The following is a 26,971-nucleotide window of genomic DNA, read 5'->3' on the forward strand; positions in this document are numbered from 1 at the left end:
ACCGCACACTTATTCTTCGGCAAAAGGGATGACCTTATTTAAATACCAACAACTAACGACGGGACAATTATGCTCACAGCCCTTAAACATCGACCATCTATCGCGCAAGACAAAAAATAACAACCCGTGCAGTACCCGACTAAAAATAACATTCGAGTACTTTTCCCCCTTCGCATAATAAAGTGCCGCCTGAGTGCAATAACAAGGGAACGGCCATGAACACGTCAAAGTTATTGGTAGAGCGTATTGGCCTCTTTCCTTCTTCGGGAAATATTCATGTCGAGGTGAGCAACTCGAGCCGTGTCGTGGAGCACATGCAGGTGCTGTACGCCGACAATTCCCTGGACAGCAATGAGAGCGGCGCCGGCCTGTCGATGGTCTTTGCCGACTGGCGTTTCAAGCTGCAGGTCAGTGATGCGCTGTCGGTGTGCCTGTGCGTGGAGAGCCGTGGCGACAGCCAGTTCATGCAGGTCAAGACCGCCGAGTTGCTGGCCAATATTGGTCGAACGCAGGGGCGGTCATGAGCGTGTCAGGGGGTTGCGGCGCTGCCATGGGAGGTTTCCAGGCGCCAGGCAGGTGCCTGATGGGCCGTCTCGGCGCCTGAAAGGCCCACGGCAACGCGGTTGAGCAACAGCTCGGCGTTGTATTTGGGCACCAGCGCACAGACCAGCAAAAATACCAGCCCAGCGCCCATGAACGCGGGAGACACCTTGATGTTCGCCGCGTCGATGCGCCACAGAAAGGCAAGCGCTGCCACCGTCCCCAGTGCGGCACCGGCCAGGGCTTCATTCAGCGGATGTATATAAGGCGCGACACAATAAGCGCTGAACCCGACGCTGATCAGCGACCCCACTGACGCCGCCGGCCAGCGCCACGCTAAATTGAACTGGCGCACTGCCAGACTGCTGGCCACCGTCACCATTAAACAGGTGTTCATGGCATGCCCGCTTATGACCGCAATATCTGCGTATTGAAACGACACACCCCAGCCTTTGAACAGCAACTTGCTGGCCGCCACTATCGAATACGTAACCCCGATCGTGATAACCCAGGCTCGAAGTGCCCACGGCGTGGAATACCATAACCAGACAGCAATCATCACGGCGGCCGGAATCATCACGGTAATACCGCCATATTGCGCAAGTTCTGCCCGCATGAATGCCCAACCTTCGAGGTGCTGTTTTCGGCGCTCATCAGACCTCAGCCCCGCGCAGAAAACAACGTTATCCAAGGTCAGCTTTGACAGCCACGACGCTGGAAAGGCAACCGTCAGGCCAGTCAGCAGCCGCTAGCCAGGCGTTCGCGCAAAAACTCCACCAAGGCCTGCACCGGCCGTGAACTTTGCCGATGCTGGGGGTACACCGCCGACAGGGTCAGCGCCTCTGGCGCGAAATCATCGAGCAGCGTGACCAGGCGACCGTCCTTCAGCGCGTCGCCCACGATGAAGGTCGGCAGGTAGGTGACCCCCAGGCCGGCAATGGCGGTGTCGCGCAGCAGCTCGCCGTTGTTGACGCGCATACGGCCGCTGACGTTCAACGCTTGCAACTTGCCCTTGAAACGCCATTGCACCTGGCGCCCATGCCCGTAAGGCAGGCAGTCGTGTTCGGCGAGGTCTTCGGGTTTGAGCGGCGTGCCTCGCGCGGCCAGGTAGTCGGGGCTGGCGCAATACACACGTTCGACGCTGGCGATGCGTCGGGCAATGAGGGTGGAGTCTTCCAGAGTGCCGATGCGCAGCACCAGGTCGTAGCCCTCGCCGATCAGATCCACCGGACGGTCGCTGAGGTCGACTTCCACCGACACCTGGGGATGGCGCTGCAGGAACAGCGGCAACAGGCACCCCAGGTGCGCCATGGCGAACGACAACGGCGCGCTGAGGCGGATGGTGCCGCGCGGTTCGCTGTTTTGGCCGGCGATGCCCTGTTCCACTTGCTCGACTTCACCGAGCAGGCGCAAGGCGGACTCGTAATAACTCTGCCCCAGGGGGGTGACGTCCAGGCGCCGCGTGGAGCGGTTGAGCAGGCGCACGCCGAGGCGGTCTTCCAGTTGGATCAGGCGGCGGCTGACGAATTGCTTGGACAGGCCCAGTTGCTCGGCGGCGGCGGTGAAGCTGCCGGACTCCATGACCTGGCAGAACAGGCGCATGTCTTCGAAGGGGTTCATTGTCGCTTCTCGGTGGACGATAGCGTGTTTTATAACCGGACGGTCGCAACACCACAAATCTAAAATGTGGGAAGGAGCTTGCCCCCCTCCCACACAGGGTTACCTGCAGGTTGAGAGCAGGTTATTTGGCGGTGAACGCCGAGTAGCTGTTCATCAGGTTGCGGTAGTTGGGAATGCGCGGCGACAGCAGGTTGGCCAGGCCTTCCATATCATTGCGCCAGTCGACCTGCAGCTCGCAGGCCACCGAGAACCAGTTCACCAGTTGCGCGCCGGCGGCGGTCATGCGTGCCCAGGCGGCCTGTTGCACGGTTTCGTTGAAGGTGCCCGAGGCGTCGGTGACCACGAACACTTCAAAGCCTTCGCTGAGGGCGCACAGGGTCGGGAACGCGACGCACACGTCCGTCACCACACCGGCAATGATGATCTGCTTGCGGCCGGTCGCCTTGACGGCCTTGACGAAGTCTTCGTTGTCCCACGCGTTGATCTGGCCTGGGCGCGGGATGTACGGCGCGTCCGGGAACAGCTCTTTGAGCTCGGGTACCAGTGGGCCGTTAGGGCCGCTTTCAAAGCTGGTGGTGAGGATGGTCGGCAGGTTGAAGAACTTGGCCACGTCGGCCAGAGCCAGCACGTTGTTCTTGAACTCGTTAGGCGAGAAATCCTGCACCAGAGAGATCAGGCCAGTCTGGTGATCGACCAACAGGACGACCGCATCGTCTTTGTTCAAGCGTTTGTACGTCATGGGTTAACTCCTTTGGGGGTTTTAAAAGGCAAAGCACGAGCAGCCGAACGCGCCCCAGAAACCCTGGAAGTCGCTGACCGGCACGCTGCAAAGGCGCGCTTTCTCATGGCTATGGGAATGCACGCCACAGGGGCCGCTGCAGTGGTGAACCTGAGCCTGCATCGGCGAGCTCGGACGCCAGTGGCCCGGCACCTTGACCACCGGTGACCAGTCCGGCAAAACCGGCACCCGCGGTGGCGCGTAATCGTCGAAGTCGCCGGCGCCGTACACCACCTTGCCGCCGACCACGGTCAGCACCGACTCGATCCACTTGATGGCCTCTTCATCGACGCTGAAAAAATCCGCCGACAGCGCGGCGAGGTCAGCCAATTGGCCGACCTTGATCTGGCCCTTCTTGCCCTGCTCCGACGAGAACCACGCGCTGCCGTGGGTGAACAACTCCAGCGCGGTGAGGCGCGGCAACCCTTCGGCAAGCAGCTCCAGACCGCCGACGGTGCGGCCGCTGACCATCCAGTACAACGAGGTCCACGGGTTGTAGCTCGACACCCGCGTGGCGTCGGTGCCCGCCCCCACCGGCACGCCTTCGGCGAGCATGCGCTTGATCGGTGGCGTGGCTTCGGCGGCCTTGGCGCCGTAACGCTCGACAAAGTACTCGCCCTGGAACGCCATGCGATCCTGGATCGCGATACCGCCGCCCAGGGCACGCACGCGCTCGATGTTGTGCGGCGTGATCGTCTCGGCGTGGTCGAAGAACCACGGCAGGCCGTTGAACGGAATGTCGCGGTTGACCTTTTCGAACACGTCGAGCATGCGCGAAATGGATTCGTTGTACGTGGCGTGCAGGCGGAACGGCCAGCGCTGCTCCACCAGGTGGCGCACCACCGGTTCCAGCTCCTGCTCCATGGTCAACGGCAGGTCCGGACGCGGCTCCAGGAAGTCTTCGAAATCCGCCGCCGAGAACACCAGCATCTCGCCGGCGCCGTTGTGACGCAGGTAGTCATCGCCCTGATGCAGGGTGACGCTGCCGGTCCAGTTTTTGAAGTCGCTGAGTTCTTCCTTGGGCTTTTGGGTGAACAGGTTGTAGGCGATACGCACCGTCAACTGTTCGTCCCTGGCCAGTTGCTCGATCACCGCGTAGTCATCGGGGTAATTCTGGAAACCACCGCCGGCGTCGATGGCGCTGGTCAGGCCCAGGCGATTGAGTTCGCGCATGAACTGACGGGTCGAGTTGACCTGGTACTCCAACGGCAGTTTCGGGCCCTTGGCCAGGGTCGAATACAGAATCATCGCGTTGGGCCGCGCCACCAGCATGCCGGTGGGGTTGCCGTGACTGTCGCGCACAATCTCGCCGCCCGGCGGATTCGGCGTGTCCTTGGTGTAACCGGCCACGCGCAGGGCGGCCCGGTTGAGCAAGGCGCGGTCATACAGGTGCAGCACGAACACCGGCGTGTCCGGGGCGGCCTGATTGAGTTCCTCCAGGGTCGGCATGCGCTTTTCGGCGAACTGGAATTCGTTCCAGCCGCCGACCACGCGTACCCATTGCGGCGTGGGCGTGCGGTCGGCCTGGTCCTTGAGCATGCGCAGCGCATCGGCCAGAGATGGCACGCCTTCCCAGCGCAGTTCAAGGTTGTAGTTCAGCCCGCCACGGATCAGGTGCAGGTGCGAGTCGTTGAGGCCGGGGATCACCGTGCGCCCCTTCAGGTCGATGACCTGAGTGCCACTGCCCTTCAGGGCCATGGCTTGTGCGTCGGTGCCGACCGCAACGAAACGGCCCTGGTGGATGGCCACAGCGGTGGCGCGCGGGTTTTCACGGTCCACGGTGTGGAATTGGCCATTGAACAGAATCAGATCAGCGTTCATAGGGTTTCCTTTACAGAGGCTTCAAGCCAGGGAGCGAACAGGCGGGTGGCGGCCGGCATCAGCAGGTAAACCACCAACAGGACGATGGTCAGGGTGACCAGAAAGGTCGCGACCACGTAGTTGGACAGGAAGGGATGCAAGCGCAGGACCGGGCCCCACACGATGGGCACCAACAGGGTCAGCGGCAGGATGACGAACAAGGTCACCACCGCTTGCTTCCAGCGCGGTGGCTTGGCGCTGGTCTCCAGCGCCGGGCTGAACCAGAACTCGTTGACCGCGCCGATTTCGGTGTTGTCGCCATCGGACAGCATGGGTGCCGCTTCTGCGATCAGGCTTTTACGCTCGGGGGAATCGAGCCAGGTTTCCAAGTCGTCGGTGGAGCGGTAGCGCAGCACGCAAGTGAACAGCGCCAGGGAGTTCTGTTGACTGCGCACCACGTCCACACCCAGATGACCGGGGCGCTCGCCGGCGATGCGTACGATGCGCCGCAGCCAGGCTTCGTAATCGGCTTCCAGGCCTGGTTTGATCAGGTGTTTGACCACCAGGGTAACGACTTCGTCAGGCCCTGTTTTTGCTGCTGGGTCCATGGGGTGCCCCCTCTGCCTTGATGTGTCAGCGATGAGGGGAGTGTGGCGGGGATGGCACCGGGAAAATTGGATGTACGTGCTGTCTGGCTAAGCGCCGTGACACCCTCAAGCAGGCAGCGCAAGCACCCGCAACGGCCTCATCGATTTATAGGAAAAACTCGAATAAATCTCTTTGACACAAGGCAACGTCTGCAACACCTCCCGCGCAAACTCGCCAAACGATTCCAGGTCTTTGGCCACCACTTCCAGCAAAAAATCGTAGCGCCCCGACACGTTGTGGCAGGCCACGATTTCCGGAATTTCCAACAAGCGCTGCTCAAACGCGCGGGCGATGTCCTGGGTGTGGCTCTCCATCATGATGCTGACAAACGCCGTGACCCCATAGCCAAGCGCCTTGGGCGACAGGATCGCCTGGTAGCCGCTGATCACGCCGCTCTCCTCCAGGTGGCGCACCCGGCGCCAGCACGGTGAAGTGGTCAGGGAGACTCGCTCGGCCAGTTCGGCCACGGTTAAACGGGCGTTGCTTTGCAGGGCGTTCAGTAACGCCTTGTCGGTACGATCCAGGATGATGGGCATGGTTTGCCTCTGTTCATTGTTATTCGGGTGTTTTCATCCCAGGACGTGGGATTTAGCGGCAACATTTGCACGAATCAGCCACGGTTATGAGCATAGCATTGTAGGAAATAAGGAGCGCCCGACATGAACACTAAACACCCTGCGTTCGGCTTTTCCACCCGTGCCATTCACCACGGTTACGACCCCCAGGACCACCACGGTGCGCTGGTGCCGCCAATCTATCTCTCGGCCACCTTTGCCTTCCCCACCGCCGAATATGGCGCCGCGTGTTTTGCCGGCGACGCCGACGGGCATTTTTATACGCGCATTTCCAACCCGACCCTGGCGCTGCTGGAAACCCGTATGGCCAGCCTGGAAAACGGTGAGGCGGCCGTGGCCTTCAGCTCCGGCATGGGTGCGATTGCCGCGACGCTCTGGACCCTGCTGCGCCCAGGCGATGAAGTGATCGTCAGCCGGACGCTCTACGGCTGTACCTTCGCCTTGCTGCACCATGGCATCGGCGAGTTCGGCGTCAAGGTGCGCCACGTTGATCTCAGCGACCTCGCCGCCGTGCAGGCCGCGCTCAGCCCCGCCACGCGCATGATCTACTGCGAAACCCCGGCCAACCCCACCCTGCAACTGGTGGATATCGCCGCCGTGGCCGCCCTCGCCCACCAACAGCCGAATGTGACGGTGGTGGTCGACAACACCTATTGCACGCCCTATCTGCAACGCCCCTTGGAACTCGGCGCCGATGTGGTGGTGCACTCGGCCACCAAATACCTCAGCGGTCATGGCGATATCACCGCCGGCGTCGCGGTCAGCAACGCAGCGCTGGCGCGGCGCATTCGTTTGCAAGGCCTCAAGGACCTGACCGGCGCGGTGATGTCGCCCCAGGATGCTGCGCTGCTGATGCGCGGCCTCAAGACCCTGGCCCTGCGCATGGACCGCCATTGCAGCAATGCCCAGGCGGTGGCTGAAGCCTTGCAAGCGCACCCGGCCGTCGCGTGGGTGACCTACCCTGGCCTGCGCAGTTTCCCCCAGTACGAACTGGCGGCCCGCCAGATGAGCCAGGCCGGCGGCATGCTCGCCTTCGAGCTCAAGGGCGGGGTCGACGCCGGGCGACGCTTCATGAATGCCCTTAAGCTGTTCACCCGCGCGGTCAGCCTGGGCGACGCCGAGTCACTGGCCCAGCACCCCGCGAGTATGACCCACTCCACTTACACCCCGGAAGAACGCGCACACCACGGCATCAGCGAAGGGTTGGTGCGGCTGTCGGTCGGCCTTGAAGACGTGGCCGACCTGCTGGCGGATGTGCAGCAGGCGCTGGCCACATGCACCCAGGCTCAGCCGAAAGTGAGGGTGAGGACGGCGCATGCGCTGAGGTGATGCGAAGGCCGCGCGAGCGGCGGCCTGACCGTGATCAGGCCTTCTTCACCTTCAAATGCCGCGCATACCAGGGCCGCTTCGGCACGCGCCTGAACAAGCCTTGCAGCGCGTCGTCATCGGCGCCAAAGGTGATGCGCAAGGCGAGTTTCATGGTCTCCGGGTCCATTTCCATGGATTTCCCCATCTGCAGCCCCGGCGTGGTGCTGCAGCCGTGGGTGTCCGGACCCAGCCACGGGTCACCGATTTCCACCCAGCGCCCCGGCGCGAACCAGGCCACACCGTTGATTTCCCGCCGCGTCACTTCGCCGGGGTGGAAGCGTTCGTGGGCGCGGAACCAGTCTTCGATGCGGTCGTCGATCCAGCCGTGGAAGTGCCAGAACACCGGGTTGACGTGGGACGAAAACGGGTCGCCAAGGAAGTCGTTCTCGGCGGCATACCAACGCGCGGCGAAGTCGGCCGGATCACGCGCCATGGGCACCGGCGCGCCGTTGGAAGGGTCGCGCGGCACCGAGGCCCAGCGCATGTGCAGCCAGTCGTGCAGCCCCAGTTCCATCTGCGACCCCAACTGGCCCAAGGTGAACTGGGCCAGGTAGCGCGGGTCGCGGTATTGGGATTCCCACACCTGGAAATTGCTGTGGTAGGTCTCGGCCGCCTTGATATCGCTGACCCACTGGGTGTACTCGCTGTCGTCCGGGGCAGACCAGGTGGGGGGCAAGGCAAAGCCGTCGTGGTTGTCGAAGTAGCGCACAAAACCCAGGCGGTCGCGCTCCAGTGCCGGTTGCGGCGTGGGGAACGCCGGCCATGACGGCAAGTCCTGCATCGCACGGGCGGCGCCGAGCATGTGGCGGTGCATAAAAAAGAAGTCGATACCCGAGCCGTTACGGTCCTTGCGCTTACCGCGCGCGTCACGCTCCTGCCCGCGCGGCCCGGGTTGCCAGCCGATACCACGCAGAGCGTCGCGTTTTTCCTCGGACAGCTTGTGCCACTGGTCACGGGTGGCGTGCCACAGCTGGTGAAACAAGCGGTGCTCCGGGGCGATCAGCCAGGCCAGCAGGGTCGGGTTGAGGCCAATGCGCTGGCGTGCTTCGGGAAACAGCTGTTTGTGGGCGATAAAACGGTTATCGCGCTCAGTCATCGCCAGGGGCCGATCCAGGTCGACGATCTGTCCGCTGAGGGTGCCGCTGCCGGCGTTGCCAAAGTCGGCCCAGACCTCATCAAGGGTCATCTTGAACTCATAGGCAGGCACGCCATCAACCGAATCGCGATCGATCAGCCGCCAATACAGCAAAGCCCCCTCGCCCGTCAGCAGGTCACCGAGCACGCGGTAGCGCGGCTCACCCTCGGCACGCAGGTTGGCGGCGGTGTCCAGGTAGCCCCGCAGGCCACGGCCTCGGGGGGCAATATCGAGCATCAGCTCCAGGCCTTGCACCGGCAGGCCCTTGAGGCCGGCGTCGCGACCTTCCAGGCGCAGGCTCCAGACACCACGCAGGGTGTTGGCCAGGTGCTGACCGGCAGTGTCGGCCAGCTCCACCGTGGCTTCGCCGGGGGTGATCGGAAACTCTTCACGCGTCAACTCGCGATGGGCATAGAAAGCAGCCGGCACCGCAGCGCCGGTCAGCGCCAGGCCTGCGATGAACCCACGTCGAGAGATGGTCATTGTCTACCTTAGGAAACGGTTTTATCAGAGCTAGAACGTTTGCAGGCCGGGGAAATTTAGCGGGCTGGCGCCAGGGTCTAAATTTCGCCGCCCATCACTCGTTCTTCCCTGATAGCGAAGGCCTCAACTGACTGAGATGGCAATGACAAAACCACGTTCGAAAAAGGCGCTGTACATCGGCCTGCCGCTGGCACTGGCCATCGCTGCCGGGGCTGGTTTCCTGGCCTGGGATTATCTGTTCAAAGGCAATGCCGGCTACCCGCTGGCGGTGATCAAACAGGCCAACGAACTGCAGGACCGCTTGCTGTCGTTCGACAGCCATATCACCGTGCCCCTGGACTTCGGCACCGCCGGCAAGGAAGCCGACAAGGACGGCAGCGATCAATTCGACCTGGCCAAAGCAGCGCGTGGCCGATTGTCGGGTGCCGCGCTGACGATTTTCGGCTGGCCCGAAATCTGGAGCGGGCCCAACGCGCCGCACAGACCCACCGAAGGCTTTGTCGAGGAAGCGCGCCACGAGCAGGAAGTGCGCTACAAGATCATCTCCGGCATGGTGCGCGATTTCCCCAATCAAGTGGGCATCGCCTATACACCGGATGACTTTCGGCGCCTGCACGGCGAAGGCAAGTTTGCGATTTTTATCAGCATGCTCAATGCCTACCCACTGGGCGACGACCTGAACCAGTTGGACCTGTGGGCCGCGCGCGGCATGCGCATGTTCGGCTTCAGCTACATCGGCAATAACACCTGGTCCGACTCGTCGCGCCCGCTGCCGTTTTTCAATGACTCCCCGGATGCCCTCGACGGGCTGTCAGCGATCGGCAAGCAAGCCGTGCACCGCCTCAATGACCTCGGGGTGATCATCGATGTCTCACAGATGTCGACGAAGGCATTGGAGCAGGTTGCACAATTGAGCCGCACACCAATGGTCGCCTCGCATTCGGCGCCGCGCGCAGCGGTGGATATCCCGCGCAACCTCAGCGACAAGGAACTGCAACTGATCAAAAACAGTGGCGGCGTGGTGCAGGTGGTGGCCTTCCCGGCGTATCTACGGCCCTTGAGCCAGCCGACCCAGAACAAGCTCAACGCCCTGCGCGCGCGCTTCGACCTGCCACCCCTGCCGAACCTGGCGATGGCGTTGATGCCGGGCGATGCGATCATCGCGGCTTGGCCCGAGCAAAAGTTCGGCCAGTACGCCGGCGAGCTGTACGGCATCCTTGATAAAGAACCCAAGGCCACCCTCAAGGACCTGGGTGACGCCATCGACTACACCGTGCGCAAGATCGGCATCGACCACGTCGGCATCGCCTCGGACTTCAATGACGGCGGCGGCATCGACGGCTGGAACAACGTCGGTGAAATACGCAACGTCACCGCCGAACTGATCCAGCGCGGCTATTCCGAGGCAGACATCGCCAAACTGTGGGGAGGCAACTTCCTGCGGGTATGGGAGCAGGTCCAACAATCCGCCAAGCCCTTGGCCAACCGCTAATCACCGGTGAAGCAAGCCATGACCGACCGCCGTACATTTCTCAAGCAGGCCGGGGTATTTGCCGCGAGCCTGCCCCTGGGCGCTGCCGCCTTTGCCCAGGCGCCGACTGCGCCATCGCAGGCGCCATGGACACGCTTCAAATCGCTGTTCAACCAAGACCCCGACTACCTGCATTTTTCCAACTTCCTGGTCACGTCCCACCCCAAACCGGTGCGTGAAGCCATCGAGCGCTATCGGCTGCAAATCGACCGCAACCCTGGGCTGGCGATGGACTGGGACCTGGAGGAAACCTGGAAACGCGAAGGCCAGGTGCGCGAATGGGCCGGGCGCTACCTCAAGGCCCAACCCGCGCAGATCGCCCTCACCGGCAGCACCTCCGAAGGCCTGGCGATGATCTACGGCGGGATCCAGGTGCGCCCGGACCAGGAAATTCTGACTACCATCCACGAGCACTACGCCACCCAATACAGCCTGGATTTTCGCGTGCGCAAAGAAGGCACCCAGGTGCGCAAGATAACGCTGTTCGAGGATGCCAACCGGGTCTCCGTCGACGAAGTGCTCGGCAACATCCAACGCAATATCCGCCCCAACACCCGCGTACTGGGCATGACCTGGGTGCAGTCCGGCAGCGGCGTCAAGCTGCCGATAGGCGAGATCGGCAGATTGGTGGATGAGCACAACCGTCAGCGTGACGACAAAGACCGCATCCTCTATGTGGTCGATGGCGTGCACGGCTTCGGCGTGGAAAACCTCGACTTCCCGGACATGCACTGCGACTACTTTATCGCCGGCACCCACAAGTGGATGTTCGGCCCGCGCGGCACCGGCATCGTCTGCGCGCGCTCGGCGCAGAACAATGACGTGACGCCCCTGGTGCCGACCTTCTCCGAAGACACCAACTTCGCCACCACCATGACGCCGGGCGGCTACCACGCCTTCGAGCACCGCTGGGCGGCGGATGAAGCCTTCAAACTGCACCTGCAGTTGGGCAAGGCGCAGGTGCAGGCGCGCATTCATCAGCTCAACAGCGAGCTGAAACAGCAGCTGCTGGACCACCCCAAGGTCGAGATGGTGACCCCCGCGAGCCCTGACCTGTCGGCCGGTTTTACCTTCTTCCGGATCAAGGGCCAGGACTGCGACCGGTTCGCCGCAGCCATGATGAAAAACCGCGTGGTGATCGACGCGGTCGACCGTGACGCCGGCCCGGTGATCCGTACCGCCCCCGGCCTGCTCAACAACAGCGGCGAAATCCAACGCTTTATGACCTTGCTCAGCAAACAGGTCTGACGCGCCCTTTTTCCTTTGATCGAGAGACCTGCATGAACACTGTCACTCACCTGAAACTCCTGACAGCCCTGCTTCTGACCCTCCTGTGCGGCGCGCTGTTGCCCGGCCTGGCCCACGCGGCGGCGCCCGAGCCCGGCAAGGTGTTCAAGGACTGCAAGGACTGTCCGGAAATGGTCGTGCTGCCCGCCGGCACCTTCACCATGGGCACGCCGGAGGATGAAGTCGGCCGCGAGCCCGACGAGGGCCCGATGCACCCGGTGACCTTCGCCAAACCGTTCGCCATGAGCCGCTTTCACATAACGGCCGGCGAGTGGGACAGCTACCTGCGCCAGAGCGGCGTGAAGATCGCCGATGGCGATGAGCGCCCCGGCCGCGAGTGTATCGCCAGCAAGCCGCGCTACCCTCAAGCCCCCCGCCAGCCGGCGGTGTGCATGAGCATCGAGGATGCCGAAAAGTACGTCGCCTGGCTGTCGAAAAAGACCGGCCAGAAGTACCACCTGGTCAGTGAGGCCCAGCGCGAATACGCGGCCCGCGCCGGTTCGACCGGCCCGTTCCCCTTCCCGTTCGATGAGGGCAGCCAGTACAGCATCGCCAAACATGCCAACACCTACGGCCCGACCGATGGCTACAGCTACAGCTCACCCGCCGGCAGCTACCCGCCCAACGCCTTCGGCATGTACGACATGCACGGCAACGTCTATGAGTTCGTCGCCGACTGCGAGCACAAGAACTATGTCGGCGCACCCGCCGATGGCAGCGCCTGGATTGCCGACGGCGACTGCAAAGCCCGGCAGATTCGCGGCAACGACTGGGGCGAGGCGCCGGTGTTCTCGCGTTCAGGCAACCGCAACACCATCTGGGTAGAAACCCGCGGCGACTGGATCGGCTTTCGCGTCGTACGCGACCTCTGACCCCACCCACCCTCGACGGCCGCGCCGTCGGGGGTCTGTCTGGCCCCTCCCCTCCCGGCTCCCGTCCTTCCCCGCGCATCGCACACTCACCGCTAAATTCAGGGGCTGCCCTTTCGTTCCATAAAGGTTCGATACCACGGACCCACCGCAAAACCCCAAACGCCGAGGAACGTTTTACATGACTGCCAAACCACGCAGCGCCTTTCGAGAAGTGCTCAGTTTGCTCAAGCCTTATTGGGTGACGCTGAGCATCTCCATTGCCCTCGGCATTCTGGGCGGTTTGTGCGTGACCGCGCTGCTGGCCACGATCAACACCACCCTGCACACCGAGGGTGGACTCAACTCCAGCATGGTGCTGGCATTCGCCGGTTTCTGCGTACTGGGCCTGGTCAGCTCGATCGTGTCCGATATCGGTACCAACTATGTCGGCCAACACGTGATCGCCCGCCTGCGCAAGGACCTGGGCGCCAAGGTGCTGTGCGCGCCGGTTGAACAGATCGAACGCTATCGGGCCCACCGTTTGATTCCGGTATTGACCCACGACGTCAACACCATCAGCGACTTCGCCTTCGACTTCGCGCCGCTGGCGATCTCGTTCACCGTGACCCTCGGCTGCCTGGGTTACCTGGCGATGCTGTCATGGGAAATGTTCCTGCTGACCACCCTCGCGATCATCATCGGCAGCGCCGTGCAGTACCTGGCGCGGCAAATGGGGATCAAGGGGTTCTTCGCGGCCCGCGAAGCCGAAGACGAACTGCAGAAGCACTACAGCGCACTGAACGCCGGCGCCAAAGAGCTGCGCATTCATCGTCCGCGACGCTTTCGCATGTTCAGCCACCGCATCGAAGGCACAGCGAACAAGATCCGAGACACCCATATCCGCTCGATCAATATTTTCGTGGTCGCCAAGACCTTGGGCTCGATGCTGTTCTTCGTGGTGATCGGCCTGGCGCTGGCCCTGCAATCGTTCTGGCCAAGCGTCGATCAGAAAGTCATGAGTGGCTTCGTGCTGGTGCTGCTGTACATGAAAGGGCCGCTGGAACACCTGATCGGCACCTTGCCGATCGTCAGTCGCGCGCAGATCGCTTTCCGACGCATTGCCGAGCTGTCGGAGCAGTTTTCCTCACCGGAACCGCATCTGCTGATCGTTGACCAGCCCCATGTGAAACAAAGCGTGCACAGCCTTGAACTGCGCGATGTCAGCTACGCCTTCCCGGCTGTCGAGGGTTTCGAACCGTTCAAGCTCGGCCCGCTGAACTTGACGATCGAGCAAGGCGAAATCCTGTTTATCGTCGGGGAAAACGGCTGCGGCAAGACCACCATGATCAAACTGCTGCTGGGCCTCTACACGCCCCAGCATGGGCAGATCATGCTCAACGGCAAGGCCGTCGATGCCCACAGCCGTGACGATTATCGCCAACTGTTCACCACCATCTTTTCCGACTACTACCTGTTCGACGAACTGGTGCAGGGCGAGCACGGCAAACAGCTGCCGGCCGATGTCGACCAGTACCTGGAGCGCCTGGAAATCGCGCACAAGGTCAGCGTACGCGACGGCGCCTTTACCACCACAGACCTGTCGACCGGCCAGCGCAAGCGCCTGGCATTGCTCAATGCCTGGCTGGAAGAGCGCCCGGTGCTGGTGTTCGACGAATGGGCGGCCGATCAGGACCCGACCTTCCGCCGGATTTTCTACACCGAGCTGCTGCCCGACCTCAAGCGCCTGGGCAAGACCATCATCGTCATCAGCCATGACGACCGTTACTTCGATGTCGCCGACCAATTGGTCCGCCTGGAACGCGGCAAAGTGATCCAGGCCAACAGCCTGGCCTGAGCCCTGCGCACCGCCATCGACCCTGACTTAACGCCCGAGACCTGCAATGACTGCCACTGACGATATTCAAGACGACGAACTGCTGGCCCTTCTGCTGGGCGACGAGGCCACCGCGCCGCGCATCAGCCCACGCGACTCGACACGCCCGGCGCCGTTGTCCTATGCGCAGCAACGCCTATGGATCGAGCAGCAATACGACGCCGGCAGCAGCGCCTATAACCTGCCTCGCGCGTTTCGGCTCAAGGGGCAACTGCACGCCGAGGCCCTGGAAAGCGCCCTCGCGCAGGTGATCGAGCGCCACCAGATCCTGCGCAGCCGCTTTGTCGAGATCAATGGTCAGCCGTTCCAGGAAGTCGATCCGCAGGCCTGCTTCCGCCTGGATCGCCAGGACCTGCGCGCCTACCCGGCCGCCGAGCGCCAGGCCCTGCTCGATCAACGGATCCAGGCGCAGAACACGCAGCCCTTCGACCTGACCCGAGGGCCTCTGTTGCGCGCGCAGTTGCTGCAGTTGGACGAGCAGGAACACGCGCTGCTGATCACCATGCACCACATCGTTTCCGATGCGTGGTCCAACGCGATCCTGGTCCAGGACCTGTGCGAGGCGTACCGCATCAGCACCGGCACCCGCGAGCACCACCCGTTGCCCGCGCTGGCAGTGCAATACGCCGATTATGCGCAGTGGCAGCGCGACACCCAGGCCAGCGGAAAAGGCCTGGAACACGGTATCGCCTACTGGCGCAGCTATTTGGACAATGACTTTGCGGTGCTCGAACTGCCCACCGACCGGCCACGCCTGAAGACCACCGGCCAACCCGCCGCCCACTGTCATATCCAACTGCCGGCTGCGCTGAAACAGCAGGTCGACGCGCTGTGCGCACGCGAAGGCATCACGCCGTTCGTGGTGTTCCTGGCGGCCTGGCAGATCCTGCTCAGCCGCTACAGCGGCCAGCAGGATTTCTGTGTCGGCGTGCCCAACGCGACGCGCCACCTGGAAGAGACCCAGGCGCTGGTGGGGTGTTTTGTCAGCACCCAGGTTTACCGCGCGCGCCTCGACGCACGCATGAGTGCGGTCGAGTTGCTGCGCCGCCTGCGCAAGGAGTCACAGGCGGCCTTGCAGCATGCCGATGTGCCCTTCGAACTGCTGCTGGATAACCTGTCGTTTGAGCGCAGTGCCGAACATGCGCCTATTTTCCAGACGCTGTTCAACTGGAGGGTCGAGGACAACACCGCGACATTATTCCAGTTGGGCGACCTTGAACTGGCGTTTATCGACAGCGACTTGCCCCAAGCCAAGTTCGACCTGTCGATCGATGCCGGCAGCGGCCCGGCGGGCTACTACGCCAGCCTTGAATACAACGCCGAGCTGTTCGACGCCAGCACCGTGCAACGCATGGCCGGGCATTGGCAGAACCTGATTAAAGCCATCAGCGCGCAGCCGGAACAGGCGCTGGGCGACCTGGCGTTGCTCGACCCGGTGGAGCGTCGGCTGATCCTGGAGGACTGGAACCCACCAGCACTGGCGATCAACAGTCTCCCCGTGCCTCAGCGCATCAGCGCACAGGCGGCCTTGACGCCGGACGCGATCGCGCTGCTGCTGGGCGATGCGCGCCTGAGCTACGCCGAGCTTGAGCAACAGGCCAATCGTCTGGCTCACCGCTTGATCGCCATGGGAGTTGGGCCGGATGTGCGCGTCGGCGTGGCTTTTGAGCGCTCGATGGAAATGGTCATCGGCTTACTGGCGATCCTCAAGGCCGGTGGCGCCTATGTGCCGCTGGACCCGGAGTATCCGCAAGACCGTCTGCGCCACATGATGCAGGACAGCGGGATTGCCCTGGTGCTCACCCAGGCGGCGATCGGCTCGGGCCTGAGCATTCCGGAGGGCATCGCGGTGATGAACCTCAACCTGAATGCCGCCGACCTTGCCAGCTACGCCGGCGACGCCCCGCTCACCCAGGTCAGCCCACTGAACCTGGCTTACGTCATCTACACCTCCGGCTCCACCGGCATGCCCAAGGGCGTGGACATCAGCCATGAGGCGCTCACCGGCCATACCGATGTCGCCATCGGCTACTTCCAATTGAGCGCACAGGATCGCGTGCTGCTGTTTTCGTCGCTGAACTTCGATGGGTTTATCGAGCAGCTGTTTCCCGCGTTGTGTGTCGGTGCGGGCGTGATCATTCGCGGCAATGAGGTCTGGGACAGCGAGAGCTTTTACCGCGAAGTCATCGACAATGGCATGACCGTGGCGGACCTGAGCACCGCGTACTGGTTCCTGATTGCCCAGGAATTCGCGCGCAAGGGCCCCCGCGATTACGGCCGGTTACGCCAGGTCAGCGCCACCGGCGAGGCGATGCCACCGGAAGGCGTCAAGTTGTGGGCCCAGGCCGGGCTCGGGCATGTGCGCCTGCTCAATACCTATGGCCCGACCGAAACCACCGTGACCGCCAGTTTCCTCGACTGCGCCGAGTACGTGTGCGGGGCGCGGCCACTGCCGGCACTGATGCCGATCGGCACGCCCTTGGGTGGCCGCACCCTGTACGTGCTGGATGGCAACCTGGAGCCGGTGCCGGCGGGGGTGGTCGGCGAACTGTACATTGGCGGCCCGTTGCTCGCTCGCGCCTATCACAACCGTGCGGCGCTGACCGCCGAGCGCTTCGTGGTGGATGCCCTGGGCCTGCAACCGGGCGGGCGCCTGTACCGCACGGGCGATCTGGTGCACTACCGTGCCGACGGGGTAATCGAGTACATCGGGCGCGCCGACCATCAGGTCAAGATCCGCGGTTTCCGTATCGAGCTCGGTGAGATCGAGGCACGCCTGCTGCACTGCGCCGAGGTCCGTGAGGCGCTGGTGGTGACCCTGGACGGCGCTAACGGCAAGCAACTGGCGGCGTATCTGGCGCCTGCCGACCCGACGCTGGCCGACGCCGACCTGGACACCCAGAAAGCCCGCCTGGCGGACGTACGGGCCCAGCTCAAAGCCAGCCTGCCGGACTACATGCAGCCGACGTTCTGGGTACTGCTGGCTCAGTTGCCGCTGACCCCCAACGGCAAGCTCGACCGTAACGCCCTGCCCGCGCCAGACCCTTCACTGGCCCACAGCGACTACGTACCACCGCAAACCGCACTGCAAACCCGTCTCGCGCTGATCTGGCAGGAGGTGTTGAAAGTCGAGCAGGTTGGCCTGCACGACAATTTCTTCGAGCTGGGTGGCCACTCCCTGCTGGCCACGCAAGTGGTGGTGCGGGTCCGTGAGCAGTTGGGTGTGGAGCTGCCGATCCGCGAGCTGTTTGGTGCCGAGCATCTGCTTGAGCTGGCCGAAAAAGTCGAGGCGTTGCAAACCGCTGCCAACCCCCTGCAGGACGAGCTGGCCAGGACCCTGGCGCTGCTCAAGAGCCTGTCCAGTGACGACATTGAAGATCTGATTTCCCAATAAGGAATTTTCGCGTGCAAGAGTTACTAGCGTCCGTCGGTTCGCTGTCTTCCAAAGAGCGCAAGGCGCTGGCGACACTGCTCAAGCGCCAGGGCATCAACCTGTACAACGTTGCCCCGATCTTCAAGCGACACAGCGAGGAGCCGGCGGTGTTGTCCTACGCCCAACAGCGCCTGTGGTTCTTCTGGCAACTGGACCCCGACAACACCGCGTTCAACATTCCGGCAGCTCTGCAATTGCAGGGCCCGTTGGATATCGACGCCTTGCGCCACAGCTTCGAGGCGCTGATCAGCCGCCATGAAAGCCTGCGCACCACGTTCACCCAGGACCAGGAGCAGGCCGTGCAGGTCATCCACCCTGCTGCGGCGTTCAACCTGCAGATGGAGCACGCCGAGGGCGTGGCGCTTGAGGACCAGCCGCTGCGGATCGAGGCGTTCGTCGAACGCGTGGCCAGCCAGCCGTTCGACCTGGAGCGCGGGCCATTGCTGCGGGTCAGCCTGTTGCAACTGGCCGAGGATAACCATGTGCTGGTTGTCGCCATGCACCATATCGTTTCGGATGGCTGGTCAGTGCCGATCATGATTGAGGAACTGATCGCCCTGTATCAGGCGCACAGGCAGGGTGCGGTGGCGCAGTTGCCGGCGCTGGCCGTGCAATATGCCGACTACGCCGCCTGGCAGCGCCAATGGATGGAGGCCGGCGAGCGGGAACGGCAACTGACGTACTGGCAGGCGCAACTGGGCGGCGAGCAGCCAGTGTTGCAACTCCCGGCCGACCGACCGCGCCCGGCGGTGCAGGACCAGGCCGGAGCCGATCATGAAATCCCCATTGATGCAGCCTTGGCCCACCGCCTCAAGCAACTGGCAATACGCGAAAACTGCACGCTGTTCATGGTGCTGCTGGCCTCGTTCCAAGCCTTGCTACATCGATACAGCGGCCAGGAACAGATTCGCGTCGGGGTGCCCGTGGCGAACCGAACGCGGGCCGAGGCCGAACGGCTGATCGGGTTTTTCGTCAACACCCAGGTGCTCCAGGCACAGCTGCACAGCCGGATGCCGTTCAATGAGTTGCTGGCGCAGGTCAAGGCCAATGCGTTGGGCGCCCAGGCCCATCAGGATTTGCCCTTCGAGCAATTGGTGGAGGCGCTGCAACCGGAGCGCAGCCTGAGCCACAGCCCGTTGTTTCAGGTGATGCTCAACCACCAATACGAAGAGGCCGGCGTGGCCCCGGCGATCGAAGGGTTGCAGGTCAAGAACCTGAGCTGGAAACGCCAGACCGCCCAGTACGAACTGACCCTCAATACCCTGGAGCAGCCCCAGGGCTTGAGTGCCACCCTGAGTTACGCCACGGCCCTGTTCGATGCAGGTACGGTCGAGCGTATCAGCGGTCACTGGCTCAACCTGCTGCAGGCGGTGTGCCGTGACCCGGCCCAATCCATCGGCGAGCTGCCGCTGCTCAGCGCCGACGAACAGCGCACCTTGCTTGAGGACTTCAACCGGAGCCATTACACCGGCGGCCATGGCGATTGTGTCCAGCAAAGCATTGAAGCCAGGGCGCAGCACACCCCCGATGCAACGGCGCTGCTGTTCGGCACGCAGTCCATGAGCTTCGCCGAACTCAACCGCCGGGCTAACCGCCTGGCGCACAAATTGGTGGAACTGGGCGTCAAGCCAGAACTGCTGGTGGGCATCGCCCTTGAACGCTCGATGGACATGGTGGTGGGCCTGCTGGCGATTCTCAAGGCCGGTGGCGCCTACGTGCCGATGGACCCGGAGTACCCGCGCGAGCGCCTGGCGTTCATGATCGAAGACAGCGCCATTACGCTGCTGCTGACCCAACAGCATCTGCTCGACGTGCTGCCGATTCCCGACACGGTCACCTGCCTGGTCATCGACCAGGACAGTGCTCGGCTGCAGGCCTACAGCGAAGACAACCTGCCATGCCGGCTCGAACCCGAGCACCTGGCCTACATGATCTACACCTCGGGTTCCACCGGCCGGCCAAAGGCGGTCTGTGTGGCCCACGGCCCGCTGAGCATGCACTGCCAGGCCATCGGCCAGTTATATGGCATGACGGCCCAGGATTGTGAACTGCACTTCATGTCGTTCGCCTTCGATGGCGCCCATGAACGCTGGCTGACCACACTGACACACGGCGGCCGCTTGCTGATCCGCGACAACAGCCTGTGGTCGGTGGAGCAGACCTACGCCGCGCTGCACCAGTATCAGGTGAGTGTCGTGGCCTTCCCACCGGTGTACCTGCAACAACTGGCCGAGTACGCGGAACACTTCCCCGAACCGCCGCCGGTGCGCATCTACTGCTTTGGCGGCGATGCGGTGCCCAACGCGAGCTTCGAGCTGGTCAAGCGCGTGCTGCGCCCGCAATTCATCATCAATGGCTACGGCCCCACCGAAACCGTCGTGACCCCGCTGATCTGGAAAGCCGGTCGCGAGGAGAGCTGCCAGGCCGCCTACGCTCCCATCGGCAAAATTGTCGGCGCGCGCACCGCCTATGTGCTCGACAGCGACCTCAACCCCGTGCCGTTGGGCAGTGCCGGCGAGCTGTACCTGGGCGGCGAAGGGCTCGCCCGTGGTTACTATCAGCGCCCGGACATCACCGCCGAACGCTTTGTGGCGGACCCGTTCAGTCACGGTGGGCGTCTGTACCGCTCAGGCGACCTGGTGCGTCTGCGCGCCGACGGCGTTACCGAGTACCTGGGGCGCGTCGACCATCAAGTGAAGATCCGCGGCTACCGCATTGAACTGGGCGAAATCGAGGCACGCCTGCAAGACCATCCGGCCGTGGGTGAAGCCGTGGTGCTGGCGATGGACGGCCCCACCGGCCGGCAACTGGTGGGTTATATCCTGCCGCTGGACCCACGCCTGAGCCACGCCGGCGACAACGAGCAGGAACTGCTGCGCACCGCGATCAAGGACCACCTCAAGACCAGCCTGCCGGACTACATGCTGCCCAGACACCTGGTGCTGCTGGACAGCCTGCCGCTGACACCCAATGGCAAACTCGACCGCAAGGCCCTGCCCGCCCCGGATTTGAGCGTCACCCAGCACACCTATGTGGCGCCGCAGACCGACACCCAACAGCGTTTGGCCGCTATCTGGCAAGACGTGCTCAAGGTCGAGCAAGTCGGCCTCACCGATAACTTTTTTGAACTGGGCGGCGACTCGATTGTGTCGATCCAGGTGGTCAGCCGTGCCCGTCAGGCAGGCATTCGCCTGACGCCCAAGGACGTGTTCCAGCACCAGACGATTCTCGGGCTGGCCGGCGTGGCGCAGGCCATCGACACGCAGGCGCAGGACCAAGGACCGGTGCAAGGCGCCTCGCCGCTGACGCCGGTGCAGCATGTGTTTTTTGCCGAGACGGTGCCCGAGCGCCAGCACTGGAATCAATCGATCCTGCTCATGCCATCCCAACCGGTCAACGCCGAGGCGTTGAGCCAGGCGCTGGAACAGTTGCTGCGCCACCACGATGCACTGCGCCTGGGCTTCACTGTGCAGGACGGCCAATGGCATGCCGCACACCGCCCGCTCGACAGCACCGGGCACGCGCTGCTCTGGCACCGCCAGGCCGCCGACAGCCAGGCGTTACTCGCAGCCTGCAACGCGGCGCAACGCAGCCTGAACCTGGAACAAGGCCCGCTGCTGCGTGCGCTGCTGGTGGACCTGCAAGACGGCACTCAGCGCCTGTTGCTCACCGCGCATCACCTGGTGGTCGATGGCGTGTCCTGGCGCATCCTGCTGGAAGACCTGCAAACCAGCTACAGCGCCTTGTTGCAAGGCCAGGCGCCTCGGCTGCCGGACAAGACCAGTGCCTTCAAGGCCTGGGCCGAGCAATTGCAAGCATATGCCCGCGGTACCGCGTTGCAGGAGCAGATGCAGTACTGGCAACGCCAATTGCAGGGCGTCAGTGATGATCTGCCAGGCGCCCGCCGCACCGCCAGCCTGGCCGGCAGCCAGGGGCAATTCGTCAGTACCTGCCTCGACCCACAGCTGACCCGACAGTTGTTGCAGGAAGCGCCGGCGACGTATCGCACCCAGGTCAACGACCTGCTGATGACCGCCCTGGCGCGGGTGATCTGCCGCTGGACCCACGCCCCGTCGGCCCTGATCCAATTGGAAGGGCATGGCCGCGAAGACTTGTTCGACGCACTGGACCTGACCCGCACCGTGGGCTGGTTCACCAGCGTGTTCCCGGTCAAGCTCACCCCAGGCCAGCACCTGCCGGACTCCATCAAGGCGATCAAGGAGCAACTGCGCGGCCTGCCGGACAAAGGCATTGGCTACGGGGCGCTGCGCTACCTCGGCGATGCGCAGACCCAACAAACCCTGGCGGCCCTGCCGAAGGCGCGCATCACGTTCAACTACCTGGGGCAGTTCGACCAGAGCTTCGATGAAGACGCCCTGTTCAGCCCCGCGCCCGAAGACAGCGGCGACAATCAGGACCCCAATGCGCCGCTGGATAACTGGCTGAGCATCAATGGCCAGGTCTACGGCGGTCAATTGCAGCTCAATTGGACCTTCAGCCGCGACATGTTCGACGCCTCGTGCATCCAGCAACTGGCCGATGATTACCGTGACGAACTGCACGCCCTGATCCGCCATTGCCTGAGTCCCGAGGCGGGTGCGGTCACGCCGTCGGACTTCCCTCTGGCGAACATCTCCCAAGTGCAATTGGACACCTTGGCGGTGGACGCCCGCAGATTGGATGACCTGTACCCGCTGTCGCCCATGCAGCAAGGCATGCTGTTTCATTCGGTGTATGAACAGCGTGGCGATACCTACGTCAACCAATTGGCCGTCGACATTGAGGGTTTGGACGCGGCGCGCTTCATACGCGCCTGGCAAACGGTCATCGAACGTCACGACATTCTGCGCAGCGGCTTCCTCTGGGAAGACGGGCTGGTTCAACCGTTGCAGTGTGTGCACAAGCACCTGAGCGTGCCGGTGCGCGAGCTGGATTGGCGCAATCAGCCCCTCAAGCACGGCGCGCTGGAGGACCTGGCCCGGGCAGACCGTGAGCAAGGCTTCGACCTGCAGCAGGCCCCGCTGCTGCGCCTGATCCTGGTGCGCCTGGATGAACACGCGTACCACCTGATCTACACCAGCCACCACATCCTGATGGACGGCTGGAGCAACTCCCAACTGATGGGCGAAGTGTTGCAGGCCTACGCCCACCAGCCCCTCGCGCCATTGACCGGACGCTTCAAGGATTACATCCGTTGGCTGCAACACCAGGACCGCGCAGCAGGCCAGGCGTTCTGGACCCGGCAGTTGCAGGACCTGACGGAGCCAACCCGACTGGCCAGTGCCTTTGGCGGCAAGGCCCTTGGGGAGTCTGAGGCACACGCCCACGGCGTGCACCTGCACCGGTTGGACCGCGACAGAACGGCGGCCCTGGAAGCATTCGCCCGGGACCAGAAGGTCACGCTCAACAGCGTGGTGCAAGCCGCGTGGCTGCTCCTGCTGGCCCGCTACAGCGGCCAGGACACCGTGGCGTTCGGCGCCACCGTGGCTGGCCGCCCGGCGGATCTGCCCGGTGTGGAAAGCCAGCTGGGGCTGTTTATCAATACCCTGCCCATCGTGGCCACGCCGCAACCCCAGCAGAGCGTGAGCCAGTGGCTGGCACAGATCCAGGCGCAGAACCTGAACCTGCGCGAGCACGAACACATGCCGCTGCATGAGATTCAGCCGCTTTCGCCGCTGGGCGCCCAGGCACTGTTCGACAACATTCTGGTGTTCGAGAATTTCCCCGTGGCGCAGGCATTGCAGCAAGCCGCCCCCGCTGGACTGGTGTTTGGCGAGGTCAAGGACTTCGAGCAGACCAACTACCCGCTGACCCTGGCCGTCTCCCTCGGCGATACGCTGTCGCTGAGCTTCGAATATGCGCTCGCTGAGTTCGCCCCGGTGACCGTTCAGCACATCGCCGAGCATTTGGACACGCTATTGCTGCGCATGCAGACGCACCCGGAGCAGGCGCTCGGACACCTGCAGGTGCTCAGCGATGCGCACCAGCGCGACCTGATCAGCCATGCCCAGGGCGGTGCGATCCACGTCAGCGCCCAGCTGTGCGCTCACCAATTGATCGAGGCTCAAGCGGCAACGACACCCGACGCCGTGGCGATTGTGCTCGACGACGCGCAACTGACCTATGGCGCCCTCAACGCCAGAGCCAACAGGCTCGCCGGCAAGTTACGCGCCTGCGGCGCCGGACCGGACCAGTTGGTGGGCCTGGCGGTGGAGCGCTCGCTGGACATGGCCGTCGGCCTGCTGGCGATTCTCAAATCGGGCGCCGGCTACGTGCCGCTGGATCCCTCCTACCCCCAGGATCGCCTCAGCTACATGCTTGCCGACAGCGGCCTGAAACTGCTGTTGATTGAAGATGCCTTACGGGACCGGTTGCCGGTGCCCGCCTCGGTACACACGCTGAACCTGAGCGACGGGCTCGAGGGCTTCAGCGTCGCCGACCTGCCCCATACCGTGACGGCGCAGAACCTCGCCTATGTGATCTATACGTCAGGTTCCACCGGTCAACCCAAGGGCGTGGCCATCAGCCATGGCGCGCTGAGCGAATTCTGTGAGATTGCCGGCGAGTATTCGCAATTAACAGCCGAGGACCGTGTGCTGCAGTTTGCAACCTTCAGCTTTGACGGCTTCGTCGAACAGTTCTACCCGCCGCTCTGCCGTGGCGCCCGCGTGGTGCTGCGCGGCACAAGCGTGTGGGACACCACAACGTTCTATGAACAGATCCTGCACCACGGCATCAGCGTTGCCGACCTTCCCTCCGCGTATTGGCACCTGTTCGCCATGGATTGCGCGGCAGCCGGCCCGCGCAGTTATGGGCGGTTGCGCCAGGTCCACGTTGGCGGCGAGGCCATGTCGGTTGAAGGCCTGCGCCATTGGCAGGCCGCGGGCCTGGGTTCGGTGCGCCTGCTCAATACCTATGGCCCGACGGAGGCAACCGTGGTGTCGAGCACCCTGGAGTGCTCGAACCTGAACCCTGCGAGTTTGTCCGAACACGGTATTCCCATCGGTCACGCCCTGCCCGGCCGCAGCCTGTACGTGATGGACAAAGACTTCTGCGCGGCCCCTCTGGGTGTCGTGGGTGAGCTGTACATTGGCGGTGCCATCGGCCAGGCCCGCGCGTATCACCAGCGCCCCGGCCTGAGCGCCGAACGCTTCGTGCCCAACCCGTTCGTGGGCGGCGGCGAACGCCTCTACCGCACCGGTGACCTGGCGCGCTACAACGCCGAGGGCAACGTGGAGTACGTGGGCCGCATTGACCATCAAGTGAAAATCCGCGGTTTCCGGATCGAGTTGGGTGAAGTGGAAACCTGCCTGCAGGGCTGTGAAGGGGTTCGCGAAGCAGTCGTCATGGCAATTGACGGGCAAACCGGCAAACAGCTGGTCGGCTATGTGGTGGCAACCGCCGCCGCACGCGCGATGGAACAAAGCGCTTTGCTCACGGTGCTGCGCAATCACGTCAAGGCGCAATTGCCGGCGTACATGGCACCTGGGCAATGGGTGATTCTGGACCGACTGCCGCTGACGCCCAACGGCAAACTCGACCGCAAGGCCCTGCCCGCGCCGCAGAACGTCAGCGTGACGGCGCCTGCTGCTGCGCCACGTACCGCGCTGGAACAGCAAATGGCGCAGATCTGGAAAACCGTGCTCAACGTTGAGTCGGTGGGCTTGCAGGATAACTTCTTCGAACTGGGTGGCCATTCGCTGCTGGTGTTGCAGGCGGTCAGCCTGATCAACCAGACCTGCGGCAGCCGACTCAGCCTGCATGATTTCATGGGCTACCCGAACCTTGAAACGCTGTGCCGGAACCTGCAAACGCCGTCCACCCAGCTGGCGGTGCGCCTCAACCCGCATCAAGGCCCGCAGCCGCCGTTGTTCTGTTTCCATCCGATCTTCGGCATGGTCCACAGCTACCAACCCCTGGCCATGGCGCTGCGCGAGCAATCGCCTGTCTATGGCGTGCTCTGCAAAGCCTTCCTCGACGGCGTCTGGCAGGACATCAGTTGGGCCGACATGATCGAGTTGTATGTGACCACTATCCGCAATGTCCAGCCCCAGGGCCCCTACTCCCTCGCCGGCTGGTCACTGGGCGGCAACCTGGCCATGGAAGTCGCCCACCGCCTGGAAGCCGCAGGCGATACGGTGGCCTTCCTGGGCTTGATCGACGCGCCGCCGCCGGCCTCGGTCGAGGTCTTCTGGCAGGCGGTGCAGGCCCGGCACGGCACGCCTGCAGCCCCGGCGCGCAATGCGCTGGAGCTGTTCAAGCGTTTATTCCCCGAACAGGCTGACGCGGCAGAGGTGCACTATCGACAACTGCCGGAGCTTGAGAAGCAGGCACGCTTTATAGACTGGGCAAAACAGCAGCTCAAGGACAGCCCGACTCAAATGGCAAGCCTGTTGCTTGGTGAGCGTGAACTGGCCTTGGGCGAAGTCGTGAGCCAGAAACTGGAAGCATTGGCGCAGGACTTCCGTTATCGCCCGTTGAACGTCGCCTTGCACTGCTGGTGGGCCGGACACGACAAGTCGCCGGCGCTGGTCGAGCTGCTCGAAGCAGAGCTCAAAGCCGCGTTGGGCGAAGAGTGCCTGGCCCTGTCGATGCGCCTGGCGTGCGACCACGAAGCGATTGTCAGCGAGCCCTCGCTGATCGATTCCCTGAGCCATTCGTTGCTCGGCACGCGCTGAGTTGCACACGATGCGGCGACACCGATTGGGGTGTCGCCGCTGCTTGTTCCAACGCGCTTCCCTCCCCCCTTTTATCCACGCAAAATTAATTCACCGGTCGCTGCACCCGCGCCGCCTGCTGCAGCCGAATTTCCCTGGGCCTTAGCAACTACGGCGCCTAGTACCGCCTGAGCCATGATGCGGACGGTGTCATTGCCCTTTTCCACAGCAGGTGCCAAAAGCGGCCCTTAAATCACTGTTCAAGCAGATAGACCGTGTAGTGGTCTAATGAAACCGGACACCCATCTAGGCGAGAATGCTCGCCAGAACGAGGTGTCAGATGACCAAACAACGCCGTACCTTTTCCCCTG

The 26,971-nt window shown here is 63.3% G+C and carries 15 protein-coding genes; 8 read left to right on the top strand and 7 right to left on the bottom strand.

The features are described from left to right. The first annotated feature begins 215 nt into the window (after window positions 1–215). Window positions 216–524 (top strand): phosphomannomutase, encoded by a 309-nt coding sequence (locus KZX66_RS20575; RefSeq protein ID WP_248082794.1) that lies wholly within the window; start codon window positions 216–218, stop codon window positions 522–524. 5 nt (window positions 525–529) lie between these two features. Here the strand turns inward: KZX66_RS20575 and KZX66_RS20580 are convergent, their stop codons facing one another. The 6 genes from KZX66_RS20580 to KZX66_RS20605 form a co-directional block, all read right to left on the bottom strand. Further along, window positions 530–1,231 (bottom strand): hypothetical protein, encoded by a 702-nt coding sequence (locus KZX66_RS20580; RefSeq protein WP_248082796.1) that lies wholly within the window; start codon window positions 1,229–1,231, stop codon window positions 530–532. A gap of 47 nt (window positions 1,232–1,278) precedes the next feature. After that, window positions 1,279–2,160 (bottom strand): LysR family transcriptional regulator, encoded by an 882-nt coding sequence (locus KZX66_RS20585; RefSeq protein WP_248082798.1) that lies wholly within the window; start codon window positions 2,158–2,160, stop codon window positions 1,279–1,281. Between the two features lie 121 nt (window positions 2,161–2,281). Next, on the bottom strand, window positions 2,282–2,899 hold the full coding sequence (gene ycaC, locus KZX66_RS20590) for an isochorismate family cysteine hydrolase YcaC (protein ID WP_248082800.1): 618 nt from the start codon (window positions 2,897–2,899) through the stop codon (window positions 2,282–2,284). A 21-nt stretch (window positions 2,900–2,920) separates the two neighbouring features. Then, complete coding sequence (locus tag KZX66_RS20595) at window positions 2,921–4,759, bottom strand: amidohydrolase (protein ID WP_248082801.1); 1,839 nt, start codon at window positions 4,757–4,759, stop codon at window positions 2,921–2,923. Further along, a complete protein-coding gene (locus KZX66_RS20600) occupies window positions 4,756–5,346 on the bottom strand; it encodes an antibiotic biosynthesis monooxygenase (protein ID WP_248082802.1) in 591 nt (196 codons plus the stop codon). The genes KZX66_RS20595 and KZX66_RS20600 overlap by 4 nt, the downstream gene beginning before the upstream one ends. Window positions 5,347–5,451: 105 nt before the next feature. Next, window positions 5,452–5,922: an Lrp/AsnC family transcriptional regulator gene (locus KZX66_RS20605; RefSeq protein WP_248082803.1), complete on the bottom strand. Its 471-nt coding sequence runs from the start codon at window positions 5,920–5,922 to the stop codon at window positions 5,452–5,454. Between the two features lie 123 nt (window positions 5,923–6,045). On the opposite strand from KZX66_RS20605, the gene KZX66_RS20610 reads away from it, so the two are divergent. Further along, window positions 6,046–7,290 (top strand): methionine gamma-lyase, encoded by a 1,245-nt coding sequence (locus KZX66_RS20610; protein ID WP_248082804.1) that lies wholly within the window; start codon window positions 6,046–6,048, stop codon window positions 7,288–7,290. 34 nt (window positions 7,291–7,324) lie between these two features. Here KZX66_RS20610 and KZX66_RS20615 read toward each other — a convergent pair whose 3' ends face one another. Further along, on the bottom strand, window positions 7,325–8,947 hold the full coding sequence (locus KZX66_RS20615; protein ID WP_248082805.1) for a PvdJ/PvdD/PvdP-like protein: 1,623 nt from the start codon (window positions 8,945–8,947) through the stop codon (window positions 7,325–7,327). Between the two features lie 142 nt (window positions 8,948–9,089). On the opposite strand from KZX66_RS20615, the gene pvdM reads away from it, so the two are divergent. From pvdM to KZX66_RS20645, 6 genes are all read left to right on the top strand, one after another. After that, window positions 9,090–10,439: a dipeptidase gene (gene pvdM / locus KZX66_RS20620; protein ID WP_248082813.1), complete on the top strand. Its 1,350-nt coding sequence runs from the start codon at window positions 9,090–9,092 to the stop codon at window positions 10,437–10,439. Between the two features lie 18 nt (window positions 10,440–10,457). Next, entirely contained in the window at window positions 10,458–11,726 is a 1,269-nt protein-coding gene (locus KZX66_RS20625) for an aminotransferase class V-fold PLP-dependent enzyme (RefSeq protein ID WP_248082815.1), read from the top strand. 32 nt (window positions 11,727–11,758) lie between these two features. Then, window positions 11,759–12,637 carry a formylglycine-generating enzyme family protein gene (locus tag KZX66_RS20630; protein WP_248082817.1) on the top strand — a complete coding sequence of 293 codons (879 nt, stop codon included), beginning with the start codon at window positions 11,759–11,761 and terminating at the stop codon, window positions 12,635–12,637. A gap of 178 nt (window positions 12,638–12,815) precedes the next feature. Continuing rightward, window positions 12,816–14,471, top strand: a complete 1,656-nt coding sequence (locus KZX66_RS20635) for a cyclic peptide export ABC transporter (RefSeq protein WP_248082819.1) — start codon at window positions 12,816–12,818, stop codon at window positions 14,469–14,471. Window positions 14,472–14,517: 46 nt separating this feature from the next. Next, on the top strand, window positions 14,518–17,904 hold the full coding sequence (locus KZX66_RS20640) for an amino acid adenylation domain-containing protein (protein ID WP_248082828.1): 3,387 nt from the start codon (window positions 14,518–14,520) through the stop codon (window positions 17,902–17,904). A gap of 11 nt (window positions 17,905–17,915) precedes the next feature. Beyond that, on the top strand, window positions 17,916–26,621 hold the full coding sequence (locus KZX66_RS20645) for a non-ribosomal peptide synthetase (RefSeq protein ID WP_248082830.1): 8,706 nt from the start codon (window positions 17,916–17,918) through the stop codon (window positions 26,619–26,621). Window positions 26,622–26,971 lie beyond the last annotated feature (350 nt).

It is taken from the genome of Pseudomonas sp. EYE_354, from assembly GCF_023148575.1.
Lineage (GTDB): Bacteria > Pseudomonadota > Gammaproteobacteria > Pseudomonadales > Pseudomonadaceae > Aquipseudomonas.

Coding starts and splice junctions, on each gene's coding strand:
- KZX66_RS20575 (WP_248082794.1), top strand. CDS start 216: ATGAACACGTCAAAGTTATTGGTAGAGCGTATTGGCCTCTTTCCTTCT.
- KZX66_RS20585 (WP_248082798.1), bottom strand. CDS start 2,160: ATGAACCCCTTCGAAGACATGCGCCTGTTCTGCCAGGTCATGGAGTCC.
- ycaC (WP_248082800.1), bottom strand. CDS start 2,899: ATGACGTACAAACGCTTGAACAAAGACGATGCGGTCGTCCTGTTGGTC.
- KZX66_RS20595 (WP_248082801.1), bottom strand. CDS start 4,759: ATGAACGCTGATCTGATTCTGTTCAATGGCCAATTCCACACCGTGGAC.
- KZX66_RS20600 (WP_248082802.1), bottom strand. CDS start 5,346: ATGGACCCAGCAGCAAAAACAGGGCCTGACGAAGTCGTTACCCTGGTG.
- KZX66_RS20605 (WP_248082803.1), bottom strand. CDS start 5,922: ATGCCCATCATCCTGGATCGTACCGACAAGGCGTTACTGAACGCCCTG.
- KZX66_RS20610 (WP_248082804.1), top strand. CDS start 6,046: ATGAACACTAAACACCCTGCGTTCGGCTTTTCCACCCGTGCCATTCAC.
- KZX66_RS20615 (WP_248082805.1), bottom strand. CDS start 8,947: ATGACCATCTCTCGACGTGGGTTCATCGCAGGCCTGGCGCTGACCGGC.
- pvdM (WP_248082813.1), top strand. CDS start 9,090: ATGACAAAACCACGTTCGAAAAAGGCGCTGTACATCGGCCTGCCGCTG.
- KZX66_RS20625 (WP_248082815.1), top strand. CDS start 10,458: ATGACCGACCGCCGTACATTTCTCAAGCAGGCCGGGGTATTTGCCGCG.
- KZX66_RS20630 (WP_248082817.1), top strand. CDS start 11,759: ATGAACACTGTCACTCACCTGAAACTCCTGACAGCCCTGCTTCTGACC.
- KZX66_RS20635 (WP_248082819.1), top strand. CDS start 12,816: ATGACTGCCAAACCACGCAGCGCCTTTCGAGAAGTGCTCAGTTTGCTC.
- KZX66_RS20640 (WP_248082828.1), top strand. CDS start 14,518: ATGACTGCCACTGACGATATTCAAGACGACGAACTGCTGGCCCTTCTG.